Raw genomic sequence first — 20,092 nt, forward strand, 5'->3', positions numbered from 1 at the left:
CCCGTCCGCCGCTAACCTTGTCCCGAAGGACAAGATCCGCTCGACTTGCATGTATTAGGCACGCCGCCAGCGTTCGTCCTGAGCCAGGATCAAACTCTCCAAAAAGGGTAGTTCAACTGTGCTCATTACAAGCTAGCTAAAAGCATATTTCGCTCATGTTCGGTTTTCAAGGAACAAGCTTTTCGTTTCCGCCGCTGTTTTAACGGCGACTTTTATATACTATCACATTCAACCGCCCATTGCAAGCCTGCATCTCTTGGAAATTTTCTTCAATACCAAGCTGCACCTTTCGGGACAGCGAGAAATAATTTAACACATTCCGCTTGCCCGAGTCAAGCGGCGGATGCATTTTCCAAGCCATGTGCCGTAGAGATACGATAACCACCCGACGGGCGGCCGAGTGGTTATCTCGTCTTTCGATGGAGCGCGTACCGCGACAGGTCCTTCGGCGACGCCAACCGGGCGTACATCCGAAAGATGACCTTGTAGCGATTTTCGATCGCCGTCTTCATGTCGCCCTCGATCCGCGTATCCCGTAAATCGAGCAGCATCTCGTCCAATTCCTTGCGCAGCACGTAATCCAATTCTCTGCATTCACGATCGTTAAACAAAATCCCTAACATGCGGCTGCATAGCCCCCTTGCAAATTCTTAGATGTATGTTTCGGGTAACGAAGGGACTTACCGAAGGTGCGTGTCGGACAAGTTGTCGTCCTGTTTTTGTTATTCACCAATTCGGCCATTTTTAACCACGGACCAGCATGTAGGTAATCGTGCTTTCGATGAATGCCGCTAGGAGCAAGGCGAAGAAGAGGAAGACGACGAGCCGGCCGAGCGTCCCGTGGAATGCCTTCAGCGCGGACGCGGACCCCCTTCCCCGGAAGGCGTAAACCAATTCCGCGAGGATGAGCAACCCGTATTTCAGCCCGTAGGACGCTGCGATCAAAATCGCCGTTACCTCAAGAAGGCCGTGCGGAAGCAGTCCGCGGACGATCAGCGACCCGACATCCGCGCCGGCCGCTCCCGCCGAGGACACGACATACCCGATGATCAAGCCGTTGGAGATGACGAAATACAGCGGAAACAAGCCGAATAACGCCCCTAAGAAGACGGCCAGCAGCGACTTGAGGAAGTTGTTAACGAAGATGAACAGGAAAAACCACACTTGCGAGTTGTCCATCGCCTCGAGCCGTTCCACCAAGCCGCGCAGCGGCTCGATTTGTTTCGCCAAATACGCGTCCAGCCAGCCGCTCGACGCGCCGAACGCCGCGCTCGCGGCGAACAGCGCGACGCATACCGCGATGTACCATTTCATCGTCGCCAAATCCTTCGCGAAAGCCCTAGCGTTGTTTGCGTTCATGCGATGCGCTCCTCTCATTGCGGGATGACAGGCATAACTTGTCTCCCCCGCTCATAACTATGTACAAACCCAAAAATGAAAGTCGTTCGTTCGCGTTGCCGCGGGGGGCGAGACATTATGGCCTAAGGAGGACCTCAAGTGAATGTATTTTATGTGCTGAACGGGAAGAAGCTGAAGCATTATTTGATTATGCTGCTGGCCGCGGTCTTCACCGTCGGAGTGATTTACGCGGAACGAGGCAACATCACCGTCTTTAAGCAGGAGCCGGGACCGGCCGCCATCTACAAGGTCGATACGGACCAGAAGACGCTGGCGCTGACGTTCGACATTAGCTGGGGCGAGACGCGCGCGGTACCGATTATCGATATTCTGCAGCAGAAAGGCGTCAAGAAGGCGACGTTCTTCCTCTCCTCCCCTTGGGCCGAAGCGCATCCGGACATCGTGAAGAAGATCGTGGATGCCGGCTACGAGATCGGCAGCCACGGCCATAAGCACGACAATTACAGCCAATTGACCGACGAAGAAATTCGTAAGCAAATTCGCACCGCTCACGGCATTCTGTCCGAGTTGACGGGCCGTTCGCCGACGCTGCTCCGACTCCCGAACGGCGACTTCGATAAGCGCGTGCTGAAGATCGCCGACGAGCTCGGTTACAAGACCATTCAGTGGGACACCGACTCCAAGGACTGGACGAATCCTGGCGTCGAGCGCATCGTCAGCACCGTCGTCTCTCGCGCTCATCCCGGCGATATCGTGCTGCTCCATGCCAGCGATTCCGTGAAGCAAACGCACGAGGCGCTGCCGACGATTATCGACGAGCTGCGCGCCAAGGGCTACACCTTCGTTACCGTTACGGAGCTGATTACCGGCACCGACGTGAAAGGCGGGAAAGCGCAGGAGCAGCAGCCGGCGCCCCCGACGACGACCGCTCCCGCTCCGACTTCACCCGACATCTAGAAACGAGCGGTTCTCCGAGCCGGCCGGCCGACGCATCGACTTACGACGCGCGCCCGGCCGGTTCTTGCGTTCCGGGAGCCGCCGGCCCAAGAACCTTGTGCAGCCGCAAGATTTGCCAAGCGTTGCATACAAACAGCGGGAGCACCATCATCGCCGTCCCGTAAGCATTATACTGCCGCAGCGCCGGAACCGCCTCCAGCAGCGTAACCGCCGTCATGAAAAACATCGTCGGCACGAAGGCGTTCCGGTTCGTCTGCGTCGCCTTCCGCCGTGAGACGAGGTACGCGCCGAGCAGGACAAGCACCGGCAGCCACGCGTACGGCACGAAGCTTTCGCCGGCCGGTACCCGAAGCGCCACAGCGTAGAATGCTACGACGACGATAAAGAACACTTGAACGTACATCCATAACAGCTTATTGCGGAAAATGCCCTGCGCGAAAAAATTCACCGTTAAATACGCGAAGAAGCCCATGTGGCTGAAGGCGCCGAGCAAAGCGCCCACGATCGCGGTCTGGAGCAGATTAAAAGCGAGCCCCTCGAGCCCCATCGTCTGCGGCGAGACCTCCGGGTTCGCCAGAAACACTACCGCCCCGACGGCGATCGCCGCGGCGATGCCGAGTCCTACCGTCGATAGAAACAATGTTGTCCATTTTGCCAAATTCATAAGTCCTTGAACCTCCGATTTCCTTGCCGCGCCTACCCTTGCGCCTGAATCGATTGTACAGAAACCCATGGAAAAAAGCCAACCTCTCCCTTCATAAAGCGCACCGCCTCTCCCCATACTAAGACAAACCGAACCGGGGAGGATTAGGCCGTGATGAAACGATGGGTTTCCGGGGCGGCGGCCGTCGCCGCGATCGCCCTGTTGACGTCCTGCGGACAAGATCAACAACAATCGGCGCAGGTCAACTATAACGAAGTGAAGACTATGGTCGTCGACATCCTAAAGACGGAAGACGGTCAGAAGGCGATTAAGGAAGCCTCCCGCGAGGTTGAAGCTTCCGATTTCCAGCAGCTGCAAATTTTGTCGACCGGACAAGGCCAAGCGCTCCAGACGGCCGTCCGCGAGGTGATGAGCGACCCTGCGTATGCTTCAGCGCTGAAGGAAGCGATGATCGATCCGATGTTCGCCGCGGATTTCGCGAAGGCGATCGTCGCGGAGGACAAGAAAATCCATAAAGCGCTTATGATGGATCCGGAATACCAGCAAGCGCTGATCGACGTGTTTAAGGATCCGCAATTCCAGGCGCTGTTGCTCCAAACGATGAAGAGCGCCGAATACCGCCAGCAAATCATGACCGTCATGAAGGAAGCCATCGAAACGCCGATCTTCCAGCAGGACATCTTGCTCCTAATGGAACGCGCGCTCGAGGAGCAGGCGAAGCCGAAGCCTGACGCGGAGAAAGGCGCCAAGGCATCTCAGGCAACCAGCGAAGAAGAGAAGAAGAAGAAAGAAGAGGAAGAAAAGAAGAAGAAGGAAGAAGAGGAAACCTTATAACCTTCGTTGGAAAAGGAAAGAGCCGACGCCGCGACGAACGCATCTTCGAATGCTTCGTCGCCGGACGTCGGCTCTTCGGTTTATTTGCCTGTCTTCGCGATGACGCGATCGGCGAGCTCCAGATACAGCTTCCCGGTCGGGCTGTCTTCCTTGTAGATCGAAGGCGAATAGTCCCGCTCCGACGGATGATTGTCCGGCGCGCCGAGCGGCACCTGCAGCAGCAGCTCCGTGTGCAGTTCTTCGGCTAACTTCGCCCCGCCGCCCCGGCCGAATACATAGTCGCGCTCCCCGCCGCCCCGCTCGTACCACGCCATATTCTCGACGATGCCTAGAATTTCATGGTTCGTGTGGCGCGCCATCGCGCCCGCCCGCGCCGCGACGAACGCGGCGGTCGCATGCGGCGTCGTCACGATAATTTCCTTGCTGTGCGGCAGCATCTGATGGACGTCGAGCGCCACGTCGCCCGTGCCCGGCGGCAGGTCGAGCAGCACGTAATCGAGCTCGCCCCACTGAATTTCGTTGAAGAAATTGCGCAGCATCTTGCCGAGCATCGGCCCGCGCCAGATGACCGGCGCGTTGTCCTCGACGAAGAAGCCCATCGAGATGACCTTCACGCCGTGGCTCGTTACCGGCTCTACGCCGCCGTTCTCCCCAACGGCCGGGCGCGACTCGATCCCCATCATATCGGGGACGCTAAAGCCGTAGATGTCTGCGTCGATCAGCCCGACGCGCTTGCCCCGGCGGGCAAGCGCCACGGCCAGGTTCACCGTCACGGTCGACTTGCCGACGCCGCCCTTGCCGCTGGCGACTGCAATGAACGTCGCCGGGTGGCTCGCGTCCAGCAGCGCCGGCGAGCGCGGACGCGCAGCTTCGGCCGTCTCCGCCTGCTGCGCGGCCGCCTGCAGCTTCTTGGCGATCTCGCCGCGCTCGTAATCCGTCACCTCGCGGCTGCGGATGTGAATCTGCTCCGCGGAGACGCCGACTTCCCCGAGCGCCTCGCGCACGGCCGACTCCATCTCGCCCTTCGCTTCGGCGTCGTCCGTCGCCAGCACTAACGTCAAGGAGACGCCCGCCTCGCGGGCCATCACGTCCCGAATCAGCCCTAACTCCACCAAGCTCAGTCCCGAATCGGGATCGCGAATATGCTCTAATGCTTGAATCGCTTCGTTCCTCGTAATCAACGGCTCCACCTCATCGTCTCAGCTCAAGTAACGCCATTATAGCATACCCGAACGGATCGGTAGAAACCGTGCATCCGGAATGGCATGAGGCCGCGATGCGGCCGTCGCGCCGTACGTCTCCGATCGTGTCGCTCGGCGCCGTTATGCTTTGCGCCTATCCGTCCTCCGGCTCCGCGTGTTCTTCCAGCTCCAGCTCCGGCTCCTGAAGCGGTTCCTCCGCTTCGGGCGCGGCGCCGGCCGGCTCGAGCGGCGCCTTCTCGCCGGAGGCGTACCGCAGGACGCCCCGGTAAATCGCCGCAGCGAGCTGCTTCTGATACTCCGGCAGCGCCAGATTGGCCGCTTCCGCTTCGTTGGACAGGAAGCCGACCTCGACGAGCGCCGTCGGCACCTCCGAACGGTCAAGCACGTAGATGTTACGGATACGCTTCGCCTGCCGGTGCGTATCCACGACGTTTTGGCGCAGCTCCTCCTGAATAAACCATGCGATCGGCGCGTTGTCCTCGTGCTTTAACGTATAGAACGTCTGCGGCCCGTACCATTGCGGCTGCGGGATGGCATTCAGATGGATCGACAAAAATAAATCGGGCCGCGTCTCCCGGACGAGCGCCGCCCGCGCCTTCAAATCCTCGGTTTTTCTGCGGCTGTACCCCTTCGTCGCGGCGGAGGCGAGATCGGTATCGGTATCGCGGGTCAGCACGACGGAAGCTCCGGCCTGCTGCAAATAATCGCGCAAATAAAGCACGATCTCGAGCGTGACCTCCTTCTCCTGCAATCCGGCGCTGCTCTTCGCCCCGCCGTCCGCGCCGCCGTGGCCCGCGTCGAGCACGATCGTCTTGCCCGAAAGCGGCAGCGTCCAATACGTCCATGTCTTCGCGGCTGGGAATTGATTCGTGAATACGATTACGATCAACGCGATCATCAACGCCATCGTCGCCAGCTTTCTTCGCGCAACGCCTGACAGCCAGAAGACGACGCGTCTATGCCTCTTCATAACAAAGTCCACCCCGTCCCGATACAGATTGATGTATCTCATCTATATGGGACAGGGTGGACAAATATGACGAGTTATAGGGTACAGCGGTTATGCGGACGGCACCGTGTTTTCGGCCAGCCCTTCGATCAGCACCTTGGCGACCTCCGGACGCGTAAACTCCGGCGGCGGGCACTCCCCGTTGCGGAGCAGCGCGCGCACCTTCGTGCCCGACAGATGCATATGATCCGTCTTGTCGTGCGGGCACGTCTTGCTCGACGCCATGTTCCCGCACTTCGTGCAGTAGAAGCTATGCTCGAAGAACAACGGCGTAATGCCAAGCTCCTCGGCCGTAAAGTTGCGGAAAATTTCCTGCGCCTCGTAGGTACCGTAATAATCACCTACGCCGGCATGATCCCGACCGACGATGAAGTGCGTGCACCCGTAATTTTTTCGAACCATCGCGTGCATGATCGCCTCGCGAGGTCCCGCGTAACGCATCGCCGCCGGATAGACGCCGAAGTGAACGCGATCCTGCGGGTAGTAGTTTTTCAGCAGCACCTGATAACTGCGCATGCGTACGTCCGCCGGCACGTCGTCCGACTTCGTCTCGCCGACGAGCGGGTTCAAGAACAAGCCGTCGACGATTTCCATTGCGCTCTTCTGAATATATTCGTGGGCGCGGTGTACCGGGTTGCGGGTTTGGAAGCCGACGATCGTGCGCCAGCCCTTCTCCGCGAAGGCGCGGCGCGTGTCCGCCGGGTCGAAGTAGTATTCCGAGAAGCGCTCCGGCTTCGGGCGATTCAGCACGGTAATCGAGCCGCCGACATACCCGTTGGACCGCTCGAGCAGCTTCGCGACGCCCGGATGCGCAAGGTCGTCGGTCTTATAAACCTTAACCGCCTCTTCCTTCAAATCAACGCGGTAGGTATCTTCGACATCCAGCACCGCGTAGACGACGCCGTCGGATTCGCCGACCAGCGCCAGCCTCTCCCCGATCCGAAGCTCCGCGAACAAGCCGTCCTCGACGGAGAGCGTCACCGGAATGCTCCAGACCGTGCCGTCGGCGAGCCGCATCCGGTCCAGAACGGAACGATAATCCGCCTCTTTCAGGAAGCCCGTTAACGGCGAGAACGCGCCGACCGCGATGCAATCGATATCGGAAACCGTCCAAGCGCTGACGCGCACCTTGCGAAGGCTGTTCGCAAGCTGTAACAACTCCTCGCGTTCCGCGCCCGTCGCGATGCGATTCACGAGCGTGCCGCCGTGAGGTTGAATCGTAGACATATCGAAAGTTGCTCCTCTCTTCTCCGTCCGTATGATCTTCGTGAGCGTCTTATTTATGCAGACCGCACTCGGTCTTCTCCGTACCGGACCAACGTCCCGCGCGCGGATCTTCCCCCGGCGCGACCGGACGCGTGCAATGCTCGCAGCCGATGCTCGGGTAGTTGCGGTCGTGGAGAGGATTGTACGGCACGTCGTTGTCGCGAATATAGTTCCATACGTCCTCGGACGTCCAGCTTGCGAGCGGATTGAATTTCACGAGACCGAATTTTACGTCGTACTCGACCTTCTTCGCGTTCGCGCGCGTCGGCGCTTGGTCGCGGCGAATGCCCGTGATCCAAGCGTCGTACTTTCCTAGGATATCCGTAAGCGGATCGACCTTGCGAATATTGCAGCACAGGTTCGGATCCGACTTCCACAGCTCTTCGCCATGCTTTGCCGCCTGCTCCTCGGGCGTCAGCTTCGGCTTCACTTGCACGAAATTCACATTGTATTTAGCGGCGAGCGCGTCTCGCGTCGCGTACGTTTCCGCGAAATGAAAATCCGTATCCAAATAGAAAATGTCCGTACCCGGCCGCACCTTCTGCAGCATGTGGACGAGCGCGACATCCTCCGCGCCGAAGCTGCATGCCAGCGTAATCGACGGGAACGTGTCGACCGCGAACGCCAACAGTTCTTCGACCGGCGCATGCTCGAACCGCTCGGCCGCGTCGGCGATCAATCGTTCTTTTTCCATTAAATTCATTGTTAAGGGCGCCTCCTTTTTTAATTCCAACTAAAACGGTCTGATTTATAGGTATATTGTTATTATAGAGGTCCTGGTCCGTTTGTCAATCCGTCTTTTTAGGCATATATGTACGGTATATTCGCCCTTGGCGCGAGTGGTGCAAAAGAAAAAGGCCGTCCTCGCCATTTTGGCGCCGAACGACCTCCCCCGCTTATTGTTGCTGTAATGCGGCGCTGCGCCCTTGCGGTCCGACGCGGAACGCTCGATGCACGAGCCACAAGTTGAGTACGACGAGCAGCGCCATCGCCAGAAACACGTTGCTAAAGCCGGACGCCGCATCGAGCGCCAACGGATTGAAGGCGTTCCAGCCGGCGCTCTCGTCCAACGCCTTCATCATCACTGCGCCGCTCACGGAGCCGGACAAGAAATTAATCAGCGTGAACGTGCCCATCCCGATCCCGACCATTTCCCGAGGCAGCAAGCGCGAAATATGGTTCGTAATCGACGCTTGCATGAACGAAAAACCGACCGTGATGAACGCCAGACTGACCGATACGAGCCAGGCGGCGTGACCGCTGGCGGAGGACAACAGCACCAGTCCCGCCAAGACTAACGCCTGCGCCAACCCGACGACGAAGCCGTTCCCTCTCCGGTCCGCCAGCTTCCCGCCTTGACGGCCGAGGAGCGCCGCGGACATCGCCGCGGGAAACAAGGCGAGTCCGATATGAAGCGGAGACAACCCGTTGACGTCGCTGAGCAATGTCGGGACGACGATCATGACGCCAAACGCCGCCATACCGGACAAAAAGCAGATCGCGAGACCGGCAACGACCCCGGAGACGCGAAACAGCTTCGGTTGTATGAACGGATCTTTCTTTCTACGAACCCACAACCCGAAGCCAAGGAAGGCCGTCCCGCTGAGAAGCGGCAGCCACCATGTGTAATTCGTTATGGCGAGCAGTAAGGCGACGACGCCGCTACCGAGCAGTGCCCCGCCGACGGCGTCGAAGCTGCCGGCTCTTACCTGCTCCTGCGGGAGCCACTTCAGAAACATCGGGACCGTCAGGAGCGTGCCCAGCGAGATGAGAAACAAAAAGTTCCATGAAGCCGCGCCGGTCACCAAGCCGCCGACGATCGGACCGATCCCGGAGGCGAACGCGATCGTCGACGCGATCGTACCGAGCGCCTTCCCCCGATGCGCCTGCGGCACGAACCGCGCCGGAATCAGCATCGCGAGCGCGGGAATCGCGGAAGCGCCGCAAGATTGGATGAAGCGGCCGACGAGCATCATCCCATAGCTCTGGGCGAAGAAGCCGACGATCGACCCGAAGCAAAACAGCAGTATCCCGAACGTGATCAGCCGCTTCAACGGAAACCGATCCGCCAGCTTTCCGTACGTCAACGACCCGAGCGCATAAATGATCGAGTACCCGGTCGTCACCCAACTCACCTCGGAGTGCAGCAATGCGAATTCATCCGCGATCGCCGGAATCGCAATATTAAACATCGTTACGTTCATGACCGAAAACAGCAGGATAAAGCATATCGCCCAGATAACCTTCGGGTTAAACTCCTTTGCATTCGTCATCCCTAGTAACCACTCCCATTTTTATCCACTCTGTAACATATTGAATTACAGTTTATCCCCGCTCTCGTCCAAAGTCAATCCGAAAAAAAAAGAATCGTCCCGAAGTCGTATGACTCGGGACGATTCGAACCGTATTCGATTAGCGCTTCGAGAACTGCGGAGCGCGACGAGCGGCTTTCAAGCCGTATTTCTTCCGTTCCTTCATCCGCGGGTCGCGTGTCAGGAAACCTGCGCGCTTCAGCGGGGAGCGGAATTCCGGATCTGCCTTGAGCAGCGCCCGGGAGATGCCGTGGCGGATCGCGCCGGCTTGACCGGAGATGCCGCCGCCGTTCGCGAGAACGATCACGTCGTACTTGCCGACCGTGTCCGTCAATGCGAGCGGTTGTTTTACGATCAACTTCAGCGTCTCCAAGCCGAAATATTCGTCAAGGGAGCGCTGGTTGATTACGATGTTTCCTTCGCCCGGTACCAAACGTACGCGAGCTACGGAATGCTTCCGACGTCCTGTGCCATAGTATTGGAACTGTGCCATGTTGTCGAACTCCTCCTATTACCCGCGCAATTCGTACGGTTGCGGATTTTGTGCGGCATGCGGATGCTCGCTGCCTGCGTATACTTTCAACTTCGTGTACAACTGGTCGCCGAGCTTGTTCTTCGGCAGCATGCCCTTAACCGCAATCTCGATCATGCGCTCCGGCTTCGTCTGTACCATGACGTGCGCCGGCGTTACCTTCAATCCGCCCATATAACCGGAATGACGGTAGTAGTTCTTCTGCTGCCACTTCTTGCCCGTAAGTACGATCTTCTCCGCGTTGATGACGACGACGAAGTCGCCCGTATCGACGTGAGGCGTAAACTCCGGCTTGTGCTTGCCGCGGATGAGGCTTGCGACTTCACTTGCCAAGCGTCCGAGCGTCTTGCCGTCGGCATCGACGAGGTGCCACTTGCGCTCGACCTCGAGCGGCTTGGCCATATACGTAGTCCGCATGGGAAATCCTCCATTCATGTGCTTGCGATAAGCAGTCTATGTTGGTGTCAATTTGCCAAGATGTTTGGCAAAGCCATATTCGAATTCAGGGTGTTGCATAGAAGCATTGTTGGTTGGCTTTAATGGAAGTGCCTTGCCGGGGCTCGTGGGAAGCTGACAAAGCAAAGCCAAACAATATATTACAACATATCCTGGCGTTTAGCAAGTTGTATTTTACGCAACCTATTCGTAATGAACCTCCCAGAGCGTTAAGCCGTGCGCCGCGGCAGTCATGCCGGCCGCTTGTCGGTTTCTCGCTTCCAGGATGCGGGGAATGTCGGCTGCGGCGATTTTCCCTTCCCCGACGGCAAGCAGCGTGCCGCTCATGATACGCACCATATTGTAGAGAAACCCGTTGCCTGTGAAAAAGAACCGGATGCGCCCGACGCCGGGCGCTCGCTCCATGCCCTCGACGACGTCGCAATCGAGTCTCGCCTCATAGATCGTGCGAACCTTCGATTCCGTCTCCGTACGCACCGAACAGAACGACGTAAAGTCGTGTTCCCCTTCCAGATGGCGAATCGCTTCCCGCATGGACGGTACGTCCAGCGGACCCGGATGATGGAGCTCCGTACGCCGCGTCAGCGGATCGGGATAACGATTGCCGTTCACGGTATAGCAATAGGTTTTTCGCTTCGAGGATTTCCGGGCATGGAACGCCTCGGGAGCCTCTTCGGCCGACCATGCGACGATATCGTCGGGCAACCGGGCGTTCAGCGCCCGACACCACCGGTCGACCGGCAAGGCGGACGTCGTGACGAAATTGACGACTTGCGCGCGCGCATGCACGCCGGCATCGGTGCGTCCCGAGCCGTGAACGGCCACGCGCTCCCCCGTGATCGCCTCGATCGCTTCGATCAAGGCGGCTTGAATCGACGGCAGGCCGGGCTGCACCTGGAACCCGCAATACCCGGTTCCGTCGTAGCTGATCGTGACGCGAATGTTTTTCATTTCCCTGGGTTCACCGACCGTCTCGTCAACGTACAAAAAAAGGGCAAGGGGGAATCCGAGATTCCGACCGCCCTTCCTTCGTGTGTAGGCCCATTCTTATGCTTCGGCGCGATCCACCAATTCCAGGTACACCATCGGAGCGGCGTCGCCGCGGCGAGGTCCGAGCTTCAGAATGCGAGTGTAGCCGCCTTGACGCTCGGCGTAGCGAGGCGCGAGGTCGGAAAAGAGCTTTTGAATCGCGTCTTTGCCTTCTTGCGCTTCCTCGCGGCGAACGAACGCAGCGACTTGCCGGCGAGCGTGCAGATCTCCGCGCTTCGCGAGCGTGATGAGCTTCTCCGCGATGGAACGAATCTCCTTCGCTTTCGCTTCCGTCGTTTGGATCCGTTCGTAGATGAACAAGTCCGTTACGAGGTCGCGGAACAACGCTTTGCGCGCGCTGGAATCGCGGCCCAACTTTTGGTATGCGGTCATGGATATGTCCCTCCCTTACGCTGTCTTGTCTGTTTTTCGCTTGAGTTTCGTACAGAGCGGCTGCAATAGGCGGCGGCTTAGTCTTCCTTCCGGAGACCGAGACCGAGCTCTTCCAGCTTCTCTTGCACTTCCTCCAACGATTTGCGCCCGAGGTTGCGGACCTTCATCATGTCCTCTTCCGTCTTCGTAATCAACTCTTGCACCGTATTAATGCCGGCGCGCTTCAAGCAGTTGTACGAACGGACGGACAGATCAAGCTCCTCGATCGTCATCTCGAGCACTTTTTCTTTCTTGTCCTCTTCCTTTTCGACCATGATCTCGGCGTCTTTCGCCTCGTCGGTCAGACCGACGAACAGCATCAGATGTTCCGTCAAGATTTTCGCGCCCAAGCTCACGGCTTCCTCAGGGCGGATACTGCCGTCAGTCCAAACTTCCAAGGTCAGCTTGTCGTAGTTAGTCACTTGACCGACGCGGGTATTCTCCACACTGTAGTTGACGCGGGTAATGGGCGTATAGATCGAATCTACCGGAATGACGCCGATCGGCTGGTCTTCCCGCTTGTTCTTATCCGCGGATTGGTAGCCGCGGCCGCGCTGCGCGTGAATACGCATATGCAGACGCGCGTCCGAGGACAAGGTCGCGATATGAAGGTCCGGGTTCAGGATTTCAACGTCGCTGTCGGCGCGGATATCTCCGGCCGTTACGACGCCGTCTCCCTCGGCGTCGATCTCGAGCACCTTCTCTTCGTCCGAATGGATTTTGAGCGAAAGACCCTTCAGATTCAGAATGATCTCCGTCACGTCTTCCATCACGCCGGGTACCGTAGAGAACTCGTGCAGTACGCCGTCGATTTGGACGCTGGTCACCGCGGCGCCGGGAAGCGACGACAGCAGGATACGGCGCAGCGAATTGCCGAGCGTCGTACCGTATCCCCGCTCGAGCGGCTCTACGACGAAACGGCCGTAGGAGCCGTCCTCACTGACTTGTACGGTTTCGATCTTCGGCTTTTCGATTTCGATCATCGATCAATACCCTCCTTAAACGTCGCATAGCTCAAGCAAATAAAAAGAAATTTCATAGTATGCCTATCCTCCACATCCATTATTCACATGTATCGGATAAATATACTATAAACGTGAGCATTCGATTATACGCGACGACGTTTCGGCGGACGGCAACCGTTGTGCGGGATCGGAGTCACGTCTTTAATCAGGTTCACTTCAAGCCCTGCGGCTTGCAGCGAGCGGATCGCGGCTTCGCGGCCGGCGCCCGGTCCCTTGACCATGACCTCTACGGTTTTCAAGCCGTGTTCCATCGCGGCTTTCGCTGCGGTTTCCGCGGCCATCTGCGCGGCGAACGGCGTGCTCTTGCGGGAGCCCTTGAAGCCGAGGCCGCCGGAGCTCGCCCAAGAGATCGCGTTGCCGTGCGGATCCGTGATCGTTACGATGGTGTTGTTGAACGTGGAACGGATATGCGCGACGCCCGACTCGATATTTTTCCGGTCGCGGCGTTTCGTGCGCACTGCCTTCTTGGCTGGTTTTGCCATGGATCGTTATCCCCCCTTCTTATTTCTTCTTGTTCGCTACGGTCCGGCGAGGACCTTTGCGCGTACGAGCGTTCGTCTTCGTGCGTTGTCCGCGAACCGGCAAGCCGCGACGATGGCGAAGGCCGCGGTACGAACCGATCTCGATCAATCGCTTGATGTTCAGAGAGATTTCTCTGCGAAGATCGCCTTCAACCTTGATGTTCTTGTCGATCTGGTCGCGAAGACGGCTGACTTCGTCTTCCGTCAAGTCTCTTACCCGCGTGTCCGGGTTAATGCCCGTTGCCGCAAGAATTTGCTGCGCCGTCGTGTTGCCGATGCCGTAAATATACTGCAGGGAAATTACAACGCGCTTGTCGCGAGGCAAGTCTACACCAGCTATACGTGCCATGGATTAGACGCGCACCTCCTTTAACCTTGTTTTTGTTTGTGCTTCGGGTTTTCGCAGATTACCATCACGTTGCCCTTGCGACGGATGACTTTGCATTTTTCGCAAATCGGTTTTACCGACGGTCTTACTTTCACTGAGAACCCCTCCTAATCCGTATTACGGAGGCGAATCATTTGCGGTACGTAATTCGCCCTCTCGTCAAATCGTACGGCGAAAGTTGAATCACGACCTTGTCTCCCGTCAAGATTCGGATGAAGTGCATGCGCAGCTTCCCCGAAACATGAGCGAGAATTTGATGCCCGTTCTCCAACTCGACGCGAAACATGGCGTTCGGCAACGGCTCAATCACCGTGCCTTCGACTTCAATCACATCTTCCTTAGCCATTCGATGTCTCCTTTCCGTTTTCTTCGGTCTTCAAGCTCTCCATGAATTTCAGAAGCGCGTAGCGGATCTTCCCGTTCGTGACCCTGCCGGTCTCTTGAATGCTGCTGGCAACCTCCGAGCCGACGAAATCGAAGATCTCGAGGTGCAGCACGTTTTTCTTCTTGGGAGCGTCGAATTTCCGCTTCTCGCCGTCGGCGATCAAGACCGTGCGGGCGTCGACGATGCCGACGATCACCGCGTACTGCTCTTGATCTCTGCCGCGCAGCGTTCGCACGACCGCCCCAAGCTTCGGTTCCTTCGTTGCAACCACGCGCATCACCACTTCATTCGCATTTCGTCAGAATCTCGTACCCGTCGTCCGTGATCGCGATCGTATGCTCGAAGTGCGCGCATAGCGATCCGTCCACCGTCACGACCGTCCAATTGTCCGACAACGTCTTCACGTATCGTTCGCCGACGTTAACCATCGGCTCGATCGCCAGCGTCATGCCGGGTTTCAGCCGAGGCCCTCGATCCGGCATGCCGTAGTTCGGAATTTGCGGCTCTTCGTGCAGCTCCGAACCGATGCCGTGACCGACGTACTCCCGAACGATCGAAAAGCCGGCCTCTTCCACGACTTTCTGTATCGCATGGGATATAGTGAACAACCTTGCGTTCGGCTTCGCTTCCGCAAGACCCGCGTAGAGCGCCTCTTCCGTCACTCGCAGCAGCCTTGCCGCCGTGTCGGAGATCGTCCCTACGCCGTACGTCCAAGCGGAATCGCCGTGGAATCCCTCGAATTTGGCGCCGATATCGATGCTGATAATGTCGCCGTCTTGAAGAATTCGGCTCCGGCTCGGGATGCCGTGCACCAATTGCTCGTTGACCGAAGCGCAAATGCTTGCGGGAAAGTCGTTATAGCCCTTGAAAGATGGTACAGCCTTCTGGCTGCGGATATACCGATCGGCGATCTCGTCGAGCTCCGCCGTCGAGACTCCCGGGCGAATCGCCTGGGAGAGCAGCCGGTGCGTCTCCGCCACGATGCGCCCCGCTTCGCGCAGCGCTCCGAGCTCGGCCTTAGACTTGCAAACGATCATCTAGCCCTGGCCTCGCAACAGACCGCGAAGTTCCGCGGTGACTTCATCGATGTCCCGCTCGCCGTTCAATTCCCGAAGCAAGCCTTTGGCTTCGTAATACGCGAGGAGCGGAGCCGTCTTGTTGATGTATTCGTCAAGACGCGTGCCGACTTTCTCCTCGGTGTCGTCGGAGCGCTGATACAGCTCGCCGCCGCACTTATCGCAGACGCCTGCTTGCGCGGGCGGATTGAACAACTCGTGGTACGTCGCACCGCAGGAGCGGCAGATGCGGCGTCCCGTCAGGCGAGCCAGCAACAAGCTCCGGTCCACCTTCAGGTTGACGACATGATCGATTTGGGTCCCCAGCGTTTTCAAAATCTCGTCAAGCGCCTCCGCTTGGGAGATCGTCCGAGGGAAACCGTCGAGCATGAAGCCCTTCTTGCAATCGTCTTGCTGCAGCCGCTCGCGGACGATCCCGATCGTGACCTCGTCCGGCACGAGCAAGCCCGCGTCGACGAATTCCTTCGCCTTCACGCCGAGCGGCGTGCCTTGCTTCATGGCCGCGCGGAAGGCGTCCCCCGTCGAGATATGCGGAATCGAAAATTCCGCGACGATCCGTTCCGCTTGCGTGCCTTTGCCCGCTCCGGGCGGGCCCATCAATATTAAGTTCATTGCGCGCCTCTCTCCCTAATCTCTTAGCGGTTGATAAAGCCCTTATAGTGGCGCTTGATCAACTGGCTTTCGATTTGCTTCATCGTCTCCAGCGCAACGCCGACGACGATAAGCAGGCTCGTGCCGCCGACCGTGACCGTATTCGGAAGCCCCGCCATTCTGCCGAAGAACACCGGCAAGATCGAGACGAGGGCAAGGAAGATGGCCCCGGACAACGTGATGCGCGAAATGACTTTCGTTAAATAATTCGACGTCGTAATCCCCGGACGAATGCCTGGAATGTATCCGCCGTTCTTCTTCATGTTATCGGCCATCTGCACCGGATTAATCTGCACGAACGTGTAGAAGTAGGTGAAGCCGATAATGAGAAGCACGTACAACACCATACCGAGCGGCGCCGTATAATACGTGTTCGTAATGATCCAATCCGCCACCGGATTGCCCGCGAAGAAGCTTGCGATCGTGTACGGGAACAACAGCAGCGACAAAGCGAAGATGACCGGAATGACGCCAGCCGCGTTCACCTTCAACGGAATGTGCGTCGATTGCCCGCCGTACATCTTCCGTCCGACGACGCGTTTCGCGTACTGCACCGGAATTTTCCGAATGCCCTGTTGGACGAAAATGACGCCGACGATGATCGCTATGACGACCAGCACGATCAGTACGACCTTCAGAATGTTAAGGAACAGCGCGCTGTCCACAGCATTCAAGAAGAGCGTCTGATAGATCTGCTGGATGATCGTAGGAATCGCGGCGATGATCCCGGCGAAGATCAAGATCGAGATGCCGTTGCCGATGCCCTTCTCGGTGATTTGCTCGCCGAGCCACATCAGGAATGCCGTGCCCGCCGTCAACACGATCGCGATCAGCGTATAGGTCGCGAAGCTGACGTCGATGACGAGTCCCGGAAACAGATTGTTGAAGCCGATCGACATGCTGTACGCTTGGAACAGACCTAGAATGATCGTACCGTATCGCGTGATCTGTGCGAGCTTTCGTCTTCCGACCTCGCCTTCCTTAGCCCATTGCGTGAACCGCGGAACGACGTCCATCGAAAGCAGCTGCACGATGATGGATGCCGTAATATAGGGCATAATCCCCATCGCGAAGATCGAAAACTGGAACAGCGCGCCGCCGGAGAACGTGTTCATGAGGCCGAACACGCCCTGCGAGTTTTGCACGTCCGCCGCCGTCAACGCATCGATGTTGATATTCGGCACCGGTATGAACGCGCCGAGCCGGTAAACGATCAGGATCCCGAGCGTAAACAAGATGCGGTTGCGAAGCTCGGTCACTTTCCAAATGTTCTGCACCGTCGTCAGCATCAGATCACCTCGGCATTGCCGCCCGCAGCGGTAATTTTTTCAACCGCAGATTTGGAGAACTTGTTCGCTTTGACCGAGAGCTTCACGGTCAATTCGCCGTCGCCGAGAACTTTGATGCCGGCAAGCGGGTTTTTGATGATTCCGGCGTTAATCAAGATTTCCGGAGTCACTTCCGCGCCGTCTGCAAAGCTGTTCAGCTGCTCAAGGTTCACAATCGCGTACTCCTTGCGGAACGGGTTATTGAAACCGCGCTTCGGCAAACGACGGTACAACGGGTTCTGACCGCCCTCGAAGCCGGGGCGTACACCGCCGCCGGAACGCGCGTTCTGACCTTTGTGACCTCGTGTCGACGTTTTGCCCATGCCGCTGCCGACGCCGCGGCCAACGCGCTTGCGCGTGTGACGCGATCCCGGTGCCGGTTGCAGTTCGTGGATTTTCATCGTCGCACCTCCTTCGTATAGTTCCGTACCAACGCCTCGCCGAATTTCCTTCGACAAAGCAATCGTATTACTCGACTTCTTTTACATCTACCAAGTGTATCACTTTGTTCACCATTCCGCGAATGGCCGGATTGTCGTTTTGTACGACGGACTGGTGCATCTTGCGGAGGCCCAGTGTCCGAACCGTAACGCGTTGGTCTTCCGGGCGACCGATCAAGCTGCGCTTGAGGGTAATTTGCAATTTCGCCACGAACGTCCCCTCCTCGTTATCGTAGTAGCTCTTCGACCGTCTTGCCGCGGAGCTTCGCCACGTCTTCGGCGCGCTTCAAGCGGGACAGCCCTTCGAGCGTTGCATTCACCATGTTCATCGAATTGGACGAACCGAGCGACTTCGTCAGGATGTCGCCGACGCCAGCGAGCTCGAGCACCGCGCGAACCGGACCGCCGGCGATAACGCCGGTACCTTCGGATGCGGGCTTCAAGAGCACTTGACCTGCGCCGAACTTCCCAACTACAAGGTGCGGGATCGTCGTTCCGACGAGCGGGAGTTTGATAAGATTTTTCTTCGCGTCCTCGATGCCTTTGCGGATCGCGTCCGGCACTTCCGCCGCTTTGCCGATGCCGGCGCCGACGTGGCCTTGACCGTCGCCGACGACGACCAGCGCGCTGAAGCTGAACCGGCGTCCGCCTTTAACGACTTTCGCGACGCGGTTGATCGTAACGACCTTCTCCGTCAATTCGCCTACTGTATTCGGATCAATGCGCAAGCATAACCCTCCTTGTTTGTAAAATTAGAAATCCAATCCTGCTTCGCGAGCCGCGTCCGCAAGCGCCTGGATCCGGCCGTGGTACAAGTACCCGCCGCGATCGAATACGACGTTCTTGACTCCTGCGGCTTGCGCCTTCTTCGCGATCGCTTCGCCGACCTTGCGAGCCGCCTCGACGTTGCCGCCGTTGCCGATCCCGTCGAGATCCTTATCGAGCGTCGATGCCGCCGCCAGCGTTACGCCTTTGACGTCGTCGATAATCTGCGCGTAGATGTGCTTGGAAGAGCGGAATACGTTAAGCCGCGGGCGCTCCGCCGTGCCGGTGATCTTCTTCCGCACCCGGAAATGACGCACTTTGCGAGTTTTGTTCTTATCGCCTTTCGTAATCATGAGCTGATTTCACTCCTCTCTTGCTTCCGTCGCGTCCGCCTATGCGGCGCGGTTCCGATTACTTCTTCTTGCCGCCCGCTTTACCCTCTTTGCGGATAATGCGTTCGCCTTCGTATTTGATGCCTTTGCCTTTGTACGGCTCAGGCTCGCGAACTGCGCGAACTTTCGCCGCGTACGCGCCGACAAGCTCCTTGTCGATGCCGCGAACGATAATGCGGTTTTGCGCCGGAACTTCGAATTCCACGCCTTCCGGAGCGATTTCGACCGGGTGCGAGTAGCCCACGTTCAGGACGAGCTTATCGCCGGTCTTGTTCGCGCGGTAACCGACGCCGACGAGCTCGAGCGTCTTCGCGTAGCCGTCCGTTACGCCCGTGATCATGTTGGCGATCACGCTGCGCGTCGTGCCGTGCAAGGAACGGTGCAGCTTATGGTCGGATGGGCGTTCCACGACGATTTCGTTTTCCGCCACGTTGATTTTCATATCTTTATGCAGTTCGCGGGACAGCGTGCCTTTCGGCCCTTTCACCGTAATCGTACGGTTGTCGAGGGTGATCGTTACGCCGTTCGGAACCGCAATCGGTTTGCGTCCAATACGGGACATCTTGCGTTGCACCTCCGTTTCTTGTCTTGATCGATTACCACACGTAGCAGACGACTTCGCCGCCGCTCTTCGATTGACGAGCAGCTTTGTCTGTCATCAAGCCTTGGGACGTCGAGATAATCGCGATACCCAAACCGCCCAATACGCGCGGCAGCTCGGTCGACTTCGCGTACACGCGAAGGCCCGGCTTGCTGATGCGCTTCAGACCCGTAATAACGCGCTCGTTATTCTGGCCGTATTTCAAGAACAGGCGGATAATCCCCTGTTTGTTGTCGTTAACGTATTCCGCGTCGCGTACGAAGCCCTCTTGCTTCAAGATTTCGGCGATTTCGCGCTTAATCTTGGATGCCGGGATTTCGACCGTCTCGTGACGGACCGTGTTCGCGTTGCGAATGCGTGTCAACATATCTGCAATCGGATCGGACATAACCATGAATCACGTACCTCCTTCCCTCGTCAGGGTTTTTACCAGCTGGCCTTTTTCACGCCGGGGATTTGACCTTTGTA

29 protein-coding genes and 1 rRNA gene are annotated in these 20,092 nt (G+C 57.9%); 2 read left to right on the forward strand and 28 right to left on the reverse strand.

Annotated elements, in window-relative coordinates; all coding sequences use genetic code 11:
- The 3 genes from VEZ38_RS03650 to VEZ38_RS03660 form a co-directional block, all read right to left on the reverse strand.
- Nucleotides 1–105: ribosomal RNA gene (locus VEZ38_RS03650) — 16S ribosomal RNA — on the reverse strand; the annotation flags it as partial.
- Nucleotides 106–404: 299 nt separating this feature from the next.
- Nucleotides 405–623 (reverse strand): hypothetical protein, encoded by a 219-nt coding sequence (locus tag VEZ38_RS03655; protein ID WP_324891990.1) that lies wholly within the window; start codon nucleotides 621–623, stop codon nucleotides 405–407.
- Between the two features lie 121 nt (nucleotides 624–744).
- Nucleotides 745–1,359, reverse strand: a complete 615-nt coding sequence (locus tag VEZ38_RS03660; RefSeq protein ID WP_324891991.1) for a stage II sporulation protein M — start codon at nucleotides 1,357–1,359, stop codon at nucleotides 745–747.
- A gap of 138 nt (nucleotides 1,360–1,497) precedes the next feature.
- On the opposite strand from VEZ38_RS03660, the gene pdaB reads away from it, so the two are divergent.
- Complete coding sequence (gene pdaB / locus VEZ38_RS03665; protein ID WP_324891992.1) at nucleotides 1,498–2,316, forward strand: polysaccharide deacetylase family sporulation protein PdaB; 819 nt, start codon at nucleotides 1,498–1,500, stop codon at nucleotides 2,314–2,316.
- Between the two features lie 40 nt (nucleotides 2,317–2,356).
- Here the strand turns inward: pdaB and VEZ38_RS03670 are convergent, their stop codons facing one another.
- Nucleotides 2,357–2,980: a KinB-signaling pathway activation protein gene (locus VEZ38_RS03670; RefSeq protein WP_324891993.1), complete on the reverse strand. Its 624-nt coding sequence runs from the start codon at nucleotides 2,978–2,980 to the stop codon at nucleotides 2,357–2,359.
- A 153-nt stretch (nucleotides 2,981–3,133) separates the two neighbouring features.
- Between VEZ38_RS03670 and gerD the strand changes: the two genes are divergently transcribed.
- Nucleotides 3,134–3,814, forward strand: coding sequence for a spore germination lipoprotein GerD (gene gerD / locus VEZ38_RS03675; RefSeq protein WP_324892012.1), 681 nt, complete (start codon nucleotides 3,134–3,136; stop codon nucleotides 3,812–3,814).
- Nucleotides 3,815–3,894: 80 nt separating this feature from the next.
- Here gerD and VEZ38_RS03680 read toward each other — a convergent pair whose 3' ends face one another.
- The 24 genes from VEZ38_RS03680 to rpsH all read right to left on the reverse strand — a co-directional run bounded on the left by VEZ38_RS03680 (nucleotide 3,895) and on the right by rpsH (nucleotide 20,018).
- Nucleotides 3,895–4,995 carry an Mrp/NBP35 family ATP-binding protein gene (locus VEZ38_RS03680; protein WP_324891994.1) on the reverse strand — a complete coding sequence of 367 codons (1,101 nt, stop codon included), beginning with the start codon at nucleotides 4,993–4,995 and terminating at the stop codon, nucleotides 3,895–3,897.
- A gap of 154 nt (nucleotides 4,996–5,149) precedes the next feature.
- Nucleotides 5,150–5,986, reverse strand: a complete 837-nt coding sequence (gene cwlD, locus VEZ38_RS03685) for an N-acetylmuramoyl-L-alanine amidase CwlD (protein WP_324891995.1) — start codon at nucleotides 5,984–5,986, stop codon at nucleotides 5,150–5,152.
- Between the two features lie 90 nt (nucleotides 5,987–6,076).
- The gene (gene sat, locus VEZ38_RS03690; protein ID WP_324891996.1) at nucleotides 6,077–7,252 is read right to left on the reverse strand and encodes a sulfate adenylyltransferase; all 1,176 of its coding nucleotides are present in this window, start codon (nucleotides 7,250–7,252) and stop codon (nucleotides 6,077–6,079) included.
- 49 nt (nucleotides 7,253–7,301) lie between these two features.
- Nucleotides 7,302–7,994, reverse strand: coding sequence for a phosphoadenylyl-sulfate reductase (locus VEZ38_RS03695; protein WP_324891997.1), 693 nt, complete (start codon nucleotides 7,992–7,994; stop codon nucleotides 7,302–7,304).
- Nucleotides 7,995–8,187: 193 nt separating this feature from the next.
- Nucleotides 8,188–9,564, reverse strand: a complete 1,377-nt coding sequence (locus tag VEZ38_RS03700) for an MFS transporter (RefSeq protein ID WP_324891998.1) — start codon at nucleotides 9,562–9,564, stop codon at nucleotides 8,188–8,190.
- Nucleotides 9,565–9,703: 139 nt separating this feature from the next.
- On the reverse strand, nucleotides 9,704–10,096 hold the full coding sequence (gene rpsI, locus VEZ38_RS03705) for a 30S ribosomal protein S9 (protein WP_324891999.1): 393 nt from the start codon (nucleotides 10,094–10,096) through the stop codon (nucleotides 9,704–9,706).
- Between the two features lie 18 nt (nucleotides 10,097–10,114).
- A complete protein-coding gene (gene rplM / locus VEZ38_RS03710) occupies nucleotides 10,115–10,552 on the reverse strand; it encodes a 50S ribosomal protein L13 (protein ID WP_324892000.1) in 438 nt (145 codons plus the stop codon).
- 222 nt (nucleotides 10,553–10,774) lie between these two features.
- Nucleotides 10,775–11,542: a tRNA pseudouridine(38-40) synthase TruA gene (gene truA, locus VEZ38_RS03715; protein WP_324892001.1), complete on the reverse strand. Its 768-nt coding sequence runs from the start codon at nucleotides 11,540–11,542 to the stop codon at nucleotides 10,775–10,777.
- Nucleotides 11,543–11,638: 96 nt separating this feature from the next.
- Nucleotides 11,639–12,013: a 50S ribosomal protein L17 gene (rplQ, locus tag VEZ38_RS03720; RefSeq protein ID WP_242739291.1), complete on the reverse strand. Its 375-nt coding sequence runs from the start codon at nucleotides 12,011–12,013 to the stop codon at nucleotides 11,639–11,641.
- A gap of 77 nt (nucleotides 12,014–12,090) precedes the next feature.
- Entirely contained in the window at nucleotides 12,091–13,035 is a 945-nt protein-coding gene (locus VEZ38_RS03725; RefSeq protein ID WP_324891891.1) for a DNA-directed RNA polymerase subunit alpha, read from the reverse strand.
- 125 nt (nucleotides 13,036–13,160) lie between these two features.
- Nucleotides 13,161–13,559, reverse strand: a complete 399-nt coding sequence (rpsK, locus tag VEZ38_RS03730) for a 30S ribosomal protein S11 (protein WP_324892002.1) — start codon at nucleotides 13,557–13,559, stop codon at nucleotides 13,161–13,163.
- A gap of 19 nt (nucleotides 13,560–13,578) precedes the next feature.
- Complete coding sequence (gene rpsM, locus VEZ38_RS03735; protein ID WP_324892003.1) at nucleotides 13,579–13,947, reverse strand: 30S ribosomal protein S13; 369 nt, start codon at nucleotides 13,945–13,947, stop codon at nucleotides 13,579–13,581.
- Nucleotides 13,948–13,967: 20 nt separating this feature from the next.
- A complete protein-coding gene (rpmJ, locus tag VEZ38_RS03740; RefSeq protein WP_003333770.1) occupies nucleotides 13,968–14,081 on the reverse strand; it encodes a 50S ribosomal protein L36 in 114 nt (37 codons plus the stop codon).
- A gap of 35 nt (nucleotides 14,082–14,116) precedes the next feature.
- Nucleotides 14,117–14,332 (reverse strand): translation initiation factor IF-1, encoded by a 216-nt coding sequence (gene infA, locus VEZ38_RS03745; protein WP_015253312.1) that lies wholly within the window; start codon nucleotides 14,330–14,332, stop codon nucleotides 14,117–14,119.
- The gene (locus tag VEZ38_RS03750; protein WP_414694651.1) at nucleotides 14,325–14,648 is read right to left on the reverse strand and encodes an RNA-binding protein; all 324 of its coding nucleotides are present in this window, start codon (nucleotides 14,646–14,648) and stop codon (nucleotides 14,325–14,327) included. The genes infA and VEZ38_RS03750 overlap by 8 nt, the downstream gene beginning before the upstream one ends.
- Before the next feature lie 7 nt (nucleotides 14,649–14,655).
- On the reverse strand, nucleotides 14,656–15,408 hold the full coding sequence (gene map, locus VEZ38_RS03755) for a type I methionyl aminopeptidase (RefSeq protein WP_324892005.1): 753 nt from the start codon (nucleotides 15,406–15,408) through the stop codon (nucleotides 14,656–14,658).
- Complete coding sequence (locus tag VEZ38_RS03760; RefSeq protein ID WP_324892006.1) at nucleotides 15,409–16,059, reverse strand: adenylate kinase; 651 nt, start codon at nucleotides 16,057–16,059, stop codon at nucleotides 15,409–15,411.
- A 23-nt stretch (nucleotides 16,060–16,082) separates the two neighbouring features.
- Nucleotides 16,083–17,387 (reverse strand): preprotein translocase subunit SecY, encoded by a 1,305-nt coding sequence (gene secY / locus VEZ38_RS03765; RefSeq protein WP_324892007.1) that lies wholly within the window; start codon nucleotides 17,385–17,387, stop codon nucleotides 16,083–16,085.
- Nucleotides 17,387–17,827: a 50S ribosomal protein L15 gene (rplO, locus tag VEZ38_RS03770; protein WP_324892008.1), complete on the reverse strand. Its 441-nt coding sequence runs from the start codon at nucleotides 17,825–17,827 to the stop codon at nucleotides 17,387–17,389. The genes secY and rplO overlap by 1 nt, the downstream gene beginning before the upstream one ends.
- A gap of 67 nt (nucleotides 17,828–17,894) precedes the next feature.
- Complete coding sequence (gene rpmD, locus VEZ38_RS03775; protein ID WP_238392727.1) at nucleotides 17,895–18,077, reverse strand: 50S ribosomal protein L30; 183 nt, start codon at nucleotides 18,075–18,077, stop codon at nucleotides 17,895–17,897.
- A gap of 16 nt (nucleotides 18,078–18,093) precedes the next feature.
- Nucleotides 18,094–18,594, reverse strand: coding sequence for a 30S ribosomal protein S5 (gene rpsE, locus VEZ38_RS03780; RefSeq protein WP_324891908.1), 501 nt, complete (start codon nucleotides 18,592–18,594; stop codon nucleotides 18,094–18,096).
- A gap of 24 nt (nucleotides 18,595–18,618) precedes the next feature.
- Nucleotides 18,619–18,984: a 50S ribosomal protein L18 gene (gene rplR / locus VEZ38_RS03785; RefSeq protein ID WP_324892009.1), complete on the reverse strand. Its 366-nt coding sequence runs from the start codon at nucleotides 18,982–18,984 to the stop codon at nucleotides 18,619–18,621.
- 58 nt (nucleotides 18,985–19,042) lie between these two features.
- Nucleotides 19,043–19,585: a 50S ribosomal protein L6 gene (rplF, locus tag VEZ38_RS03790; protein WP_324892010.1), complete on the reverse strand. Its 543-nt coding sequence runs from the start codon at nucleotides 19,583–19,585 to the stop codon at nucleotides 19,043–19,045.
- A 34-nt stretch (nucleotides 19,586–19,619) separates the two neighbouring features.
- Nucleotides 19,620–20,018: a 30S ribosomal protein S8 gene (gene rpsH / locus VEZ38_RS03795; RefSeq protein ID WP_324892011.1), complete on the reverse strand. Its 399-nt coding sequence runs from the start codon at nucleotides 20,016–20,018 to the stop codon at nucleotides 19,620–19,622.
- Nucleotides 20,019–20,092: the final 74 nt, after the last annotated feature.

The sequence above is a fragment of the Paenibacillus sp. genome (assembly GCF_035645235.1).
GTDB lineage: Bacteria > Bacillota > Bacilli > Paenibacillales > YIM-B00363 > Paenibacillus_AE.

What these genes read in the sequence shown, in the direction of transcription:
- VEZ38_RS03655 (WP_324891990.1), bottom strand. Translation starts at nt 623, where the DNA reads ATGTTAGGGATTTTGTTTAACGATCGTGAATGCAGAGAATTGGATTAC.
- VEZ38_RS03660 (WP_324891991.1), bottom strand. Translation starts at nt 1,359, where the DNA reads ATGAACGCAAACAACGCTAGGGCTTTCGCGAAGGATTTGGCGACGATG.
- VEZ38_RS03670 (WP_324891993.1), bottom strand. Translation starts at nt 2,980, where the DNA reads ATGAATTTGGCAAAATGGACAACATTGTTTCTATCGACGGTAGGACTC.
- gerD (WP_324892012.1), top strand. Translation starts at nt 3,134, where the DNA reads ATGAAACGATGGGTTTCCGGGGCGGCGGCCGTCGCCGCGATCGCCCTG.
- cwlD (WP_324891995.1), bottom strand. Translation starts at nt 5,986, where the DNA reads ATGAAGAGGCATAGACGCGTCGTCTTCTGGCTGTCAGGCGTTGCGCGA.
- sat (WP_324891996.1), bottom strand. Translation starts at nt 7,252, where the DNA reads ATGTCTACGATTCAACCTCACGGCGGCACGCTCGTGAATCGCATCGCG.
- VEZ38_RS03695 (WP_324891997.1), bottom strand. Translation starts at nt 7,994, where the DNA reads ATGAATTTAATGGAAAAAGAACGATTGATCGCCGACGCGGCCGAGCGG.
- VEZ38_RS03700 (WP_324891998.1), bottom strand. Translation starts at nt 9,564, where the DNA reads ATGACGAATGCAAAGGAGTTTAACCCGAAGGTTATCTGGGCGATATGC.
- rpsI (WP_324891999.1), bottom strand. Translation starts at nt 10,096, where the DNA reads ATGGCACAGTTCCAATACTATGGCACAGGACGTCGGAAGCATTCCGTA.
- rplM (WP_324892000.1), bottom strand. Translation starts at nt 10,552, where the DNA reads ATGCGGACTACGTATATGGCCAAGCCGCTCGAGGTCGAGCGCAAGTGG.
- truA (WP_324892001.1), bottom strand. Translation starts at nt 11,542, where the DNA reads ATGAAAAACATTCGCGTCACGATCAGCTACGACGGAACCGGGTATTGC.
- rplQ (WP_242739291.1), bottom strand. Translation starts at nt 12,013, where the DNA reads ATGACCGCATACCAAAAGTTGGGCCGCGATTCCAGCGCGCGCAAAGCG.
- VEZ38_RS03725 (WP_324891891.1), bottom strand. Translation starts at nt 13,035, where the DNA reads ATGATCGAAATCGAAAAGCCGAAGATCGAAACCGTACAAGTCAGTGAG.
- rpsK (WP_324892002.1), bottom strand. Translation starts at nt 13,559, where the DNA reads ATGGCAAAACCAGCCAAGAAGGCAGTGCGCACGAAACGCCGCGACCGG.
- rpsM (WP_324892003.1), bottom strand. Translation starts at nt 13,947, where the DNA reads ATGGCACGTATAGCTGGTGTAGACTTGCCTCGCGACAAGCGCGTTGTA.
- infA (WP_015253312.1), bottom strand. Translation starts at nt 14,332, where the DNA reads ATGGCTAAGGAAGATGTGATTGAAGTCGAAGGCACGGTGATTGAGCCG.
- VEZ38_RS03750 (WP_414694651.1), bottom strand. Translation starts at nt 14,648, where the DNA reads ATGCGCGTGGTTGCAACGAAGGAACCGAAGCTTGGGGCGGTCGTGCGA.
- map (WP_324892005.1), bottom strand. Translation starts at nt 15,408, where the DNA reads ATGATCGTTTGCAAGTCTAAGGCCGAGCTCGGAGCGCTGCGCGAAGCG.
- VEZ38_RS03760 (WP_324892006.1), bottom strand. Translation starts at nt 16,059, where the DNA reads ATGAACTTAATATTGATGGGCCCGCCCGGAGCGGGCAAAGGCACGCAA.
- secY (WP_324892007.1), bottom strand. Translation starts at nt 17,387, where the DNA reads ATGCTGACGACGGTGCAGAACATTTGGAAAGTGACCGAGCTTCGCAAC.
- rplO (WP_324892008.1), bottom strand. Translation starts at nt 17,827, where the DNA reads ATGAAAATCCACGAACTGCAACCGGCACCGGGATCGCGTCACACGCGC.
- rplR (WP_324892009.1), bottom strand. Translation starts at nt 18,984, where the DNA reads ATGATTACGAAAGGCGATAAGAACAAAACTCGCAAAGTGCGTCATTTC.
- rplF (WP_324892010.1), bottom strand. Translation starts at nt 19,585, where the DNA reads ATGTCCCGTATTGGACGCAAACCGATTGCGGTTCCGAACGGCGTAACG.
- rpsH (WP_324892011.1), bottom strand. Translation starts at nt 20,018, where the DNA reads ATGGTTATGTCCGATCCGATTGCAGATATGTTGACACGCATTCGCAAC.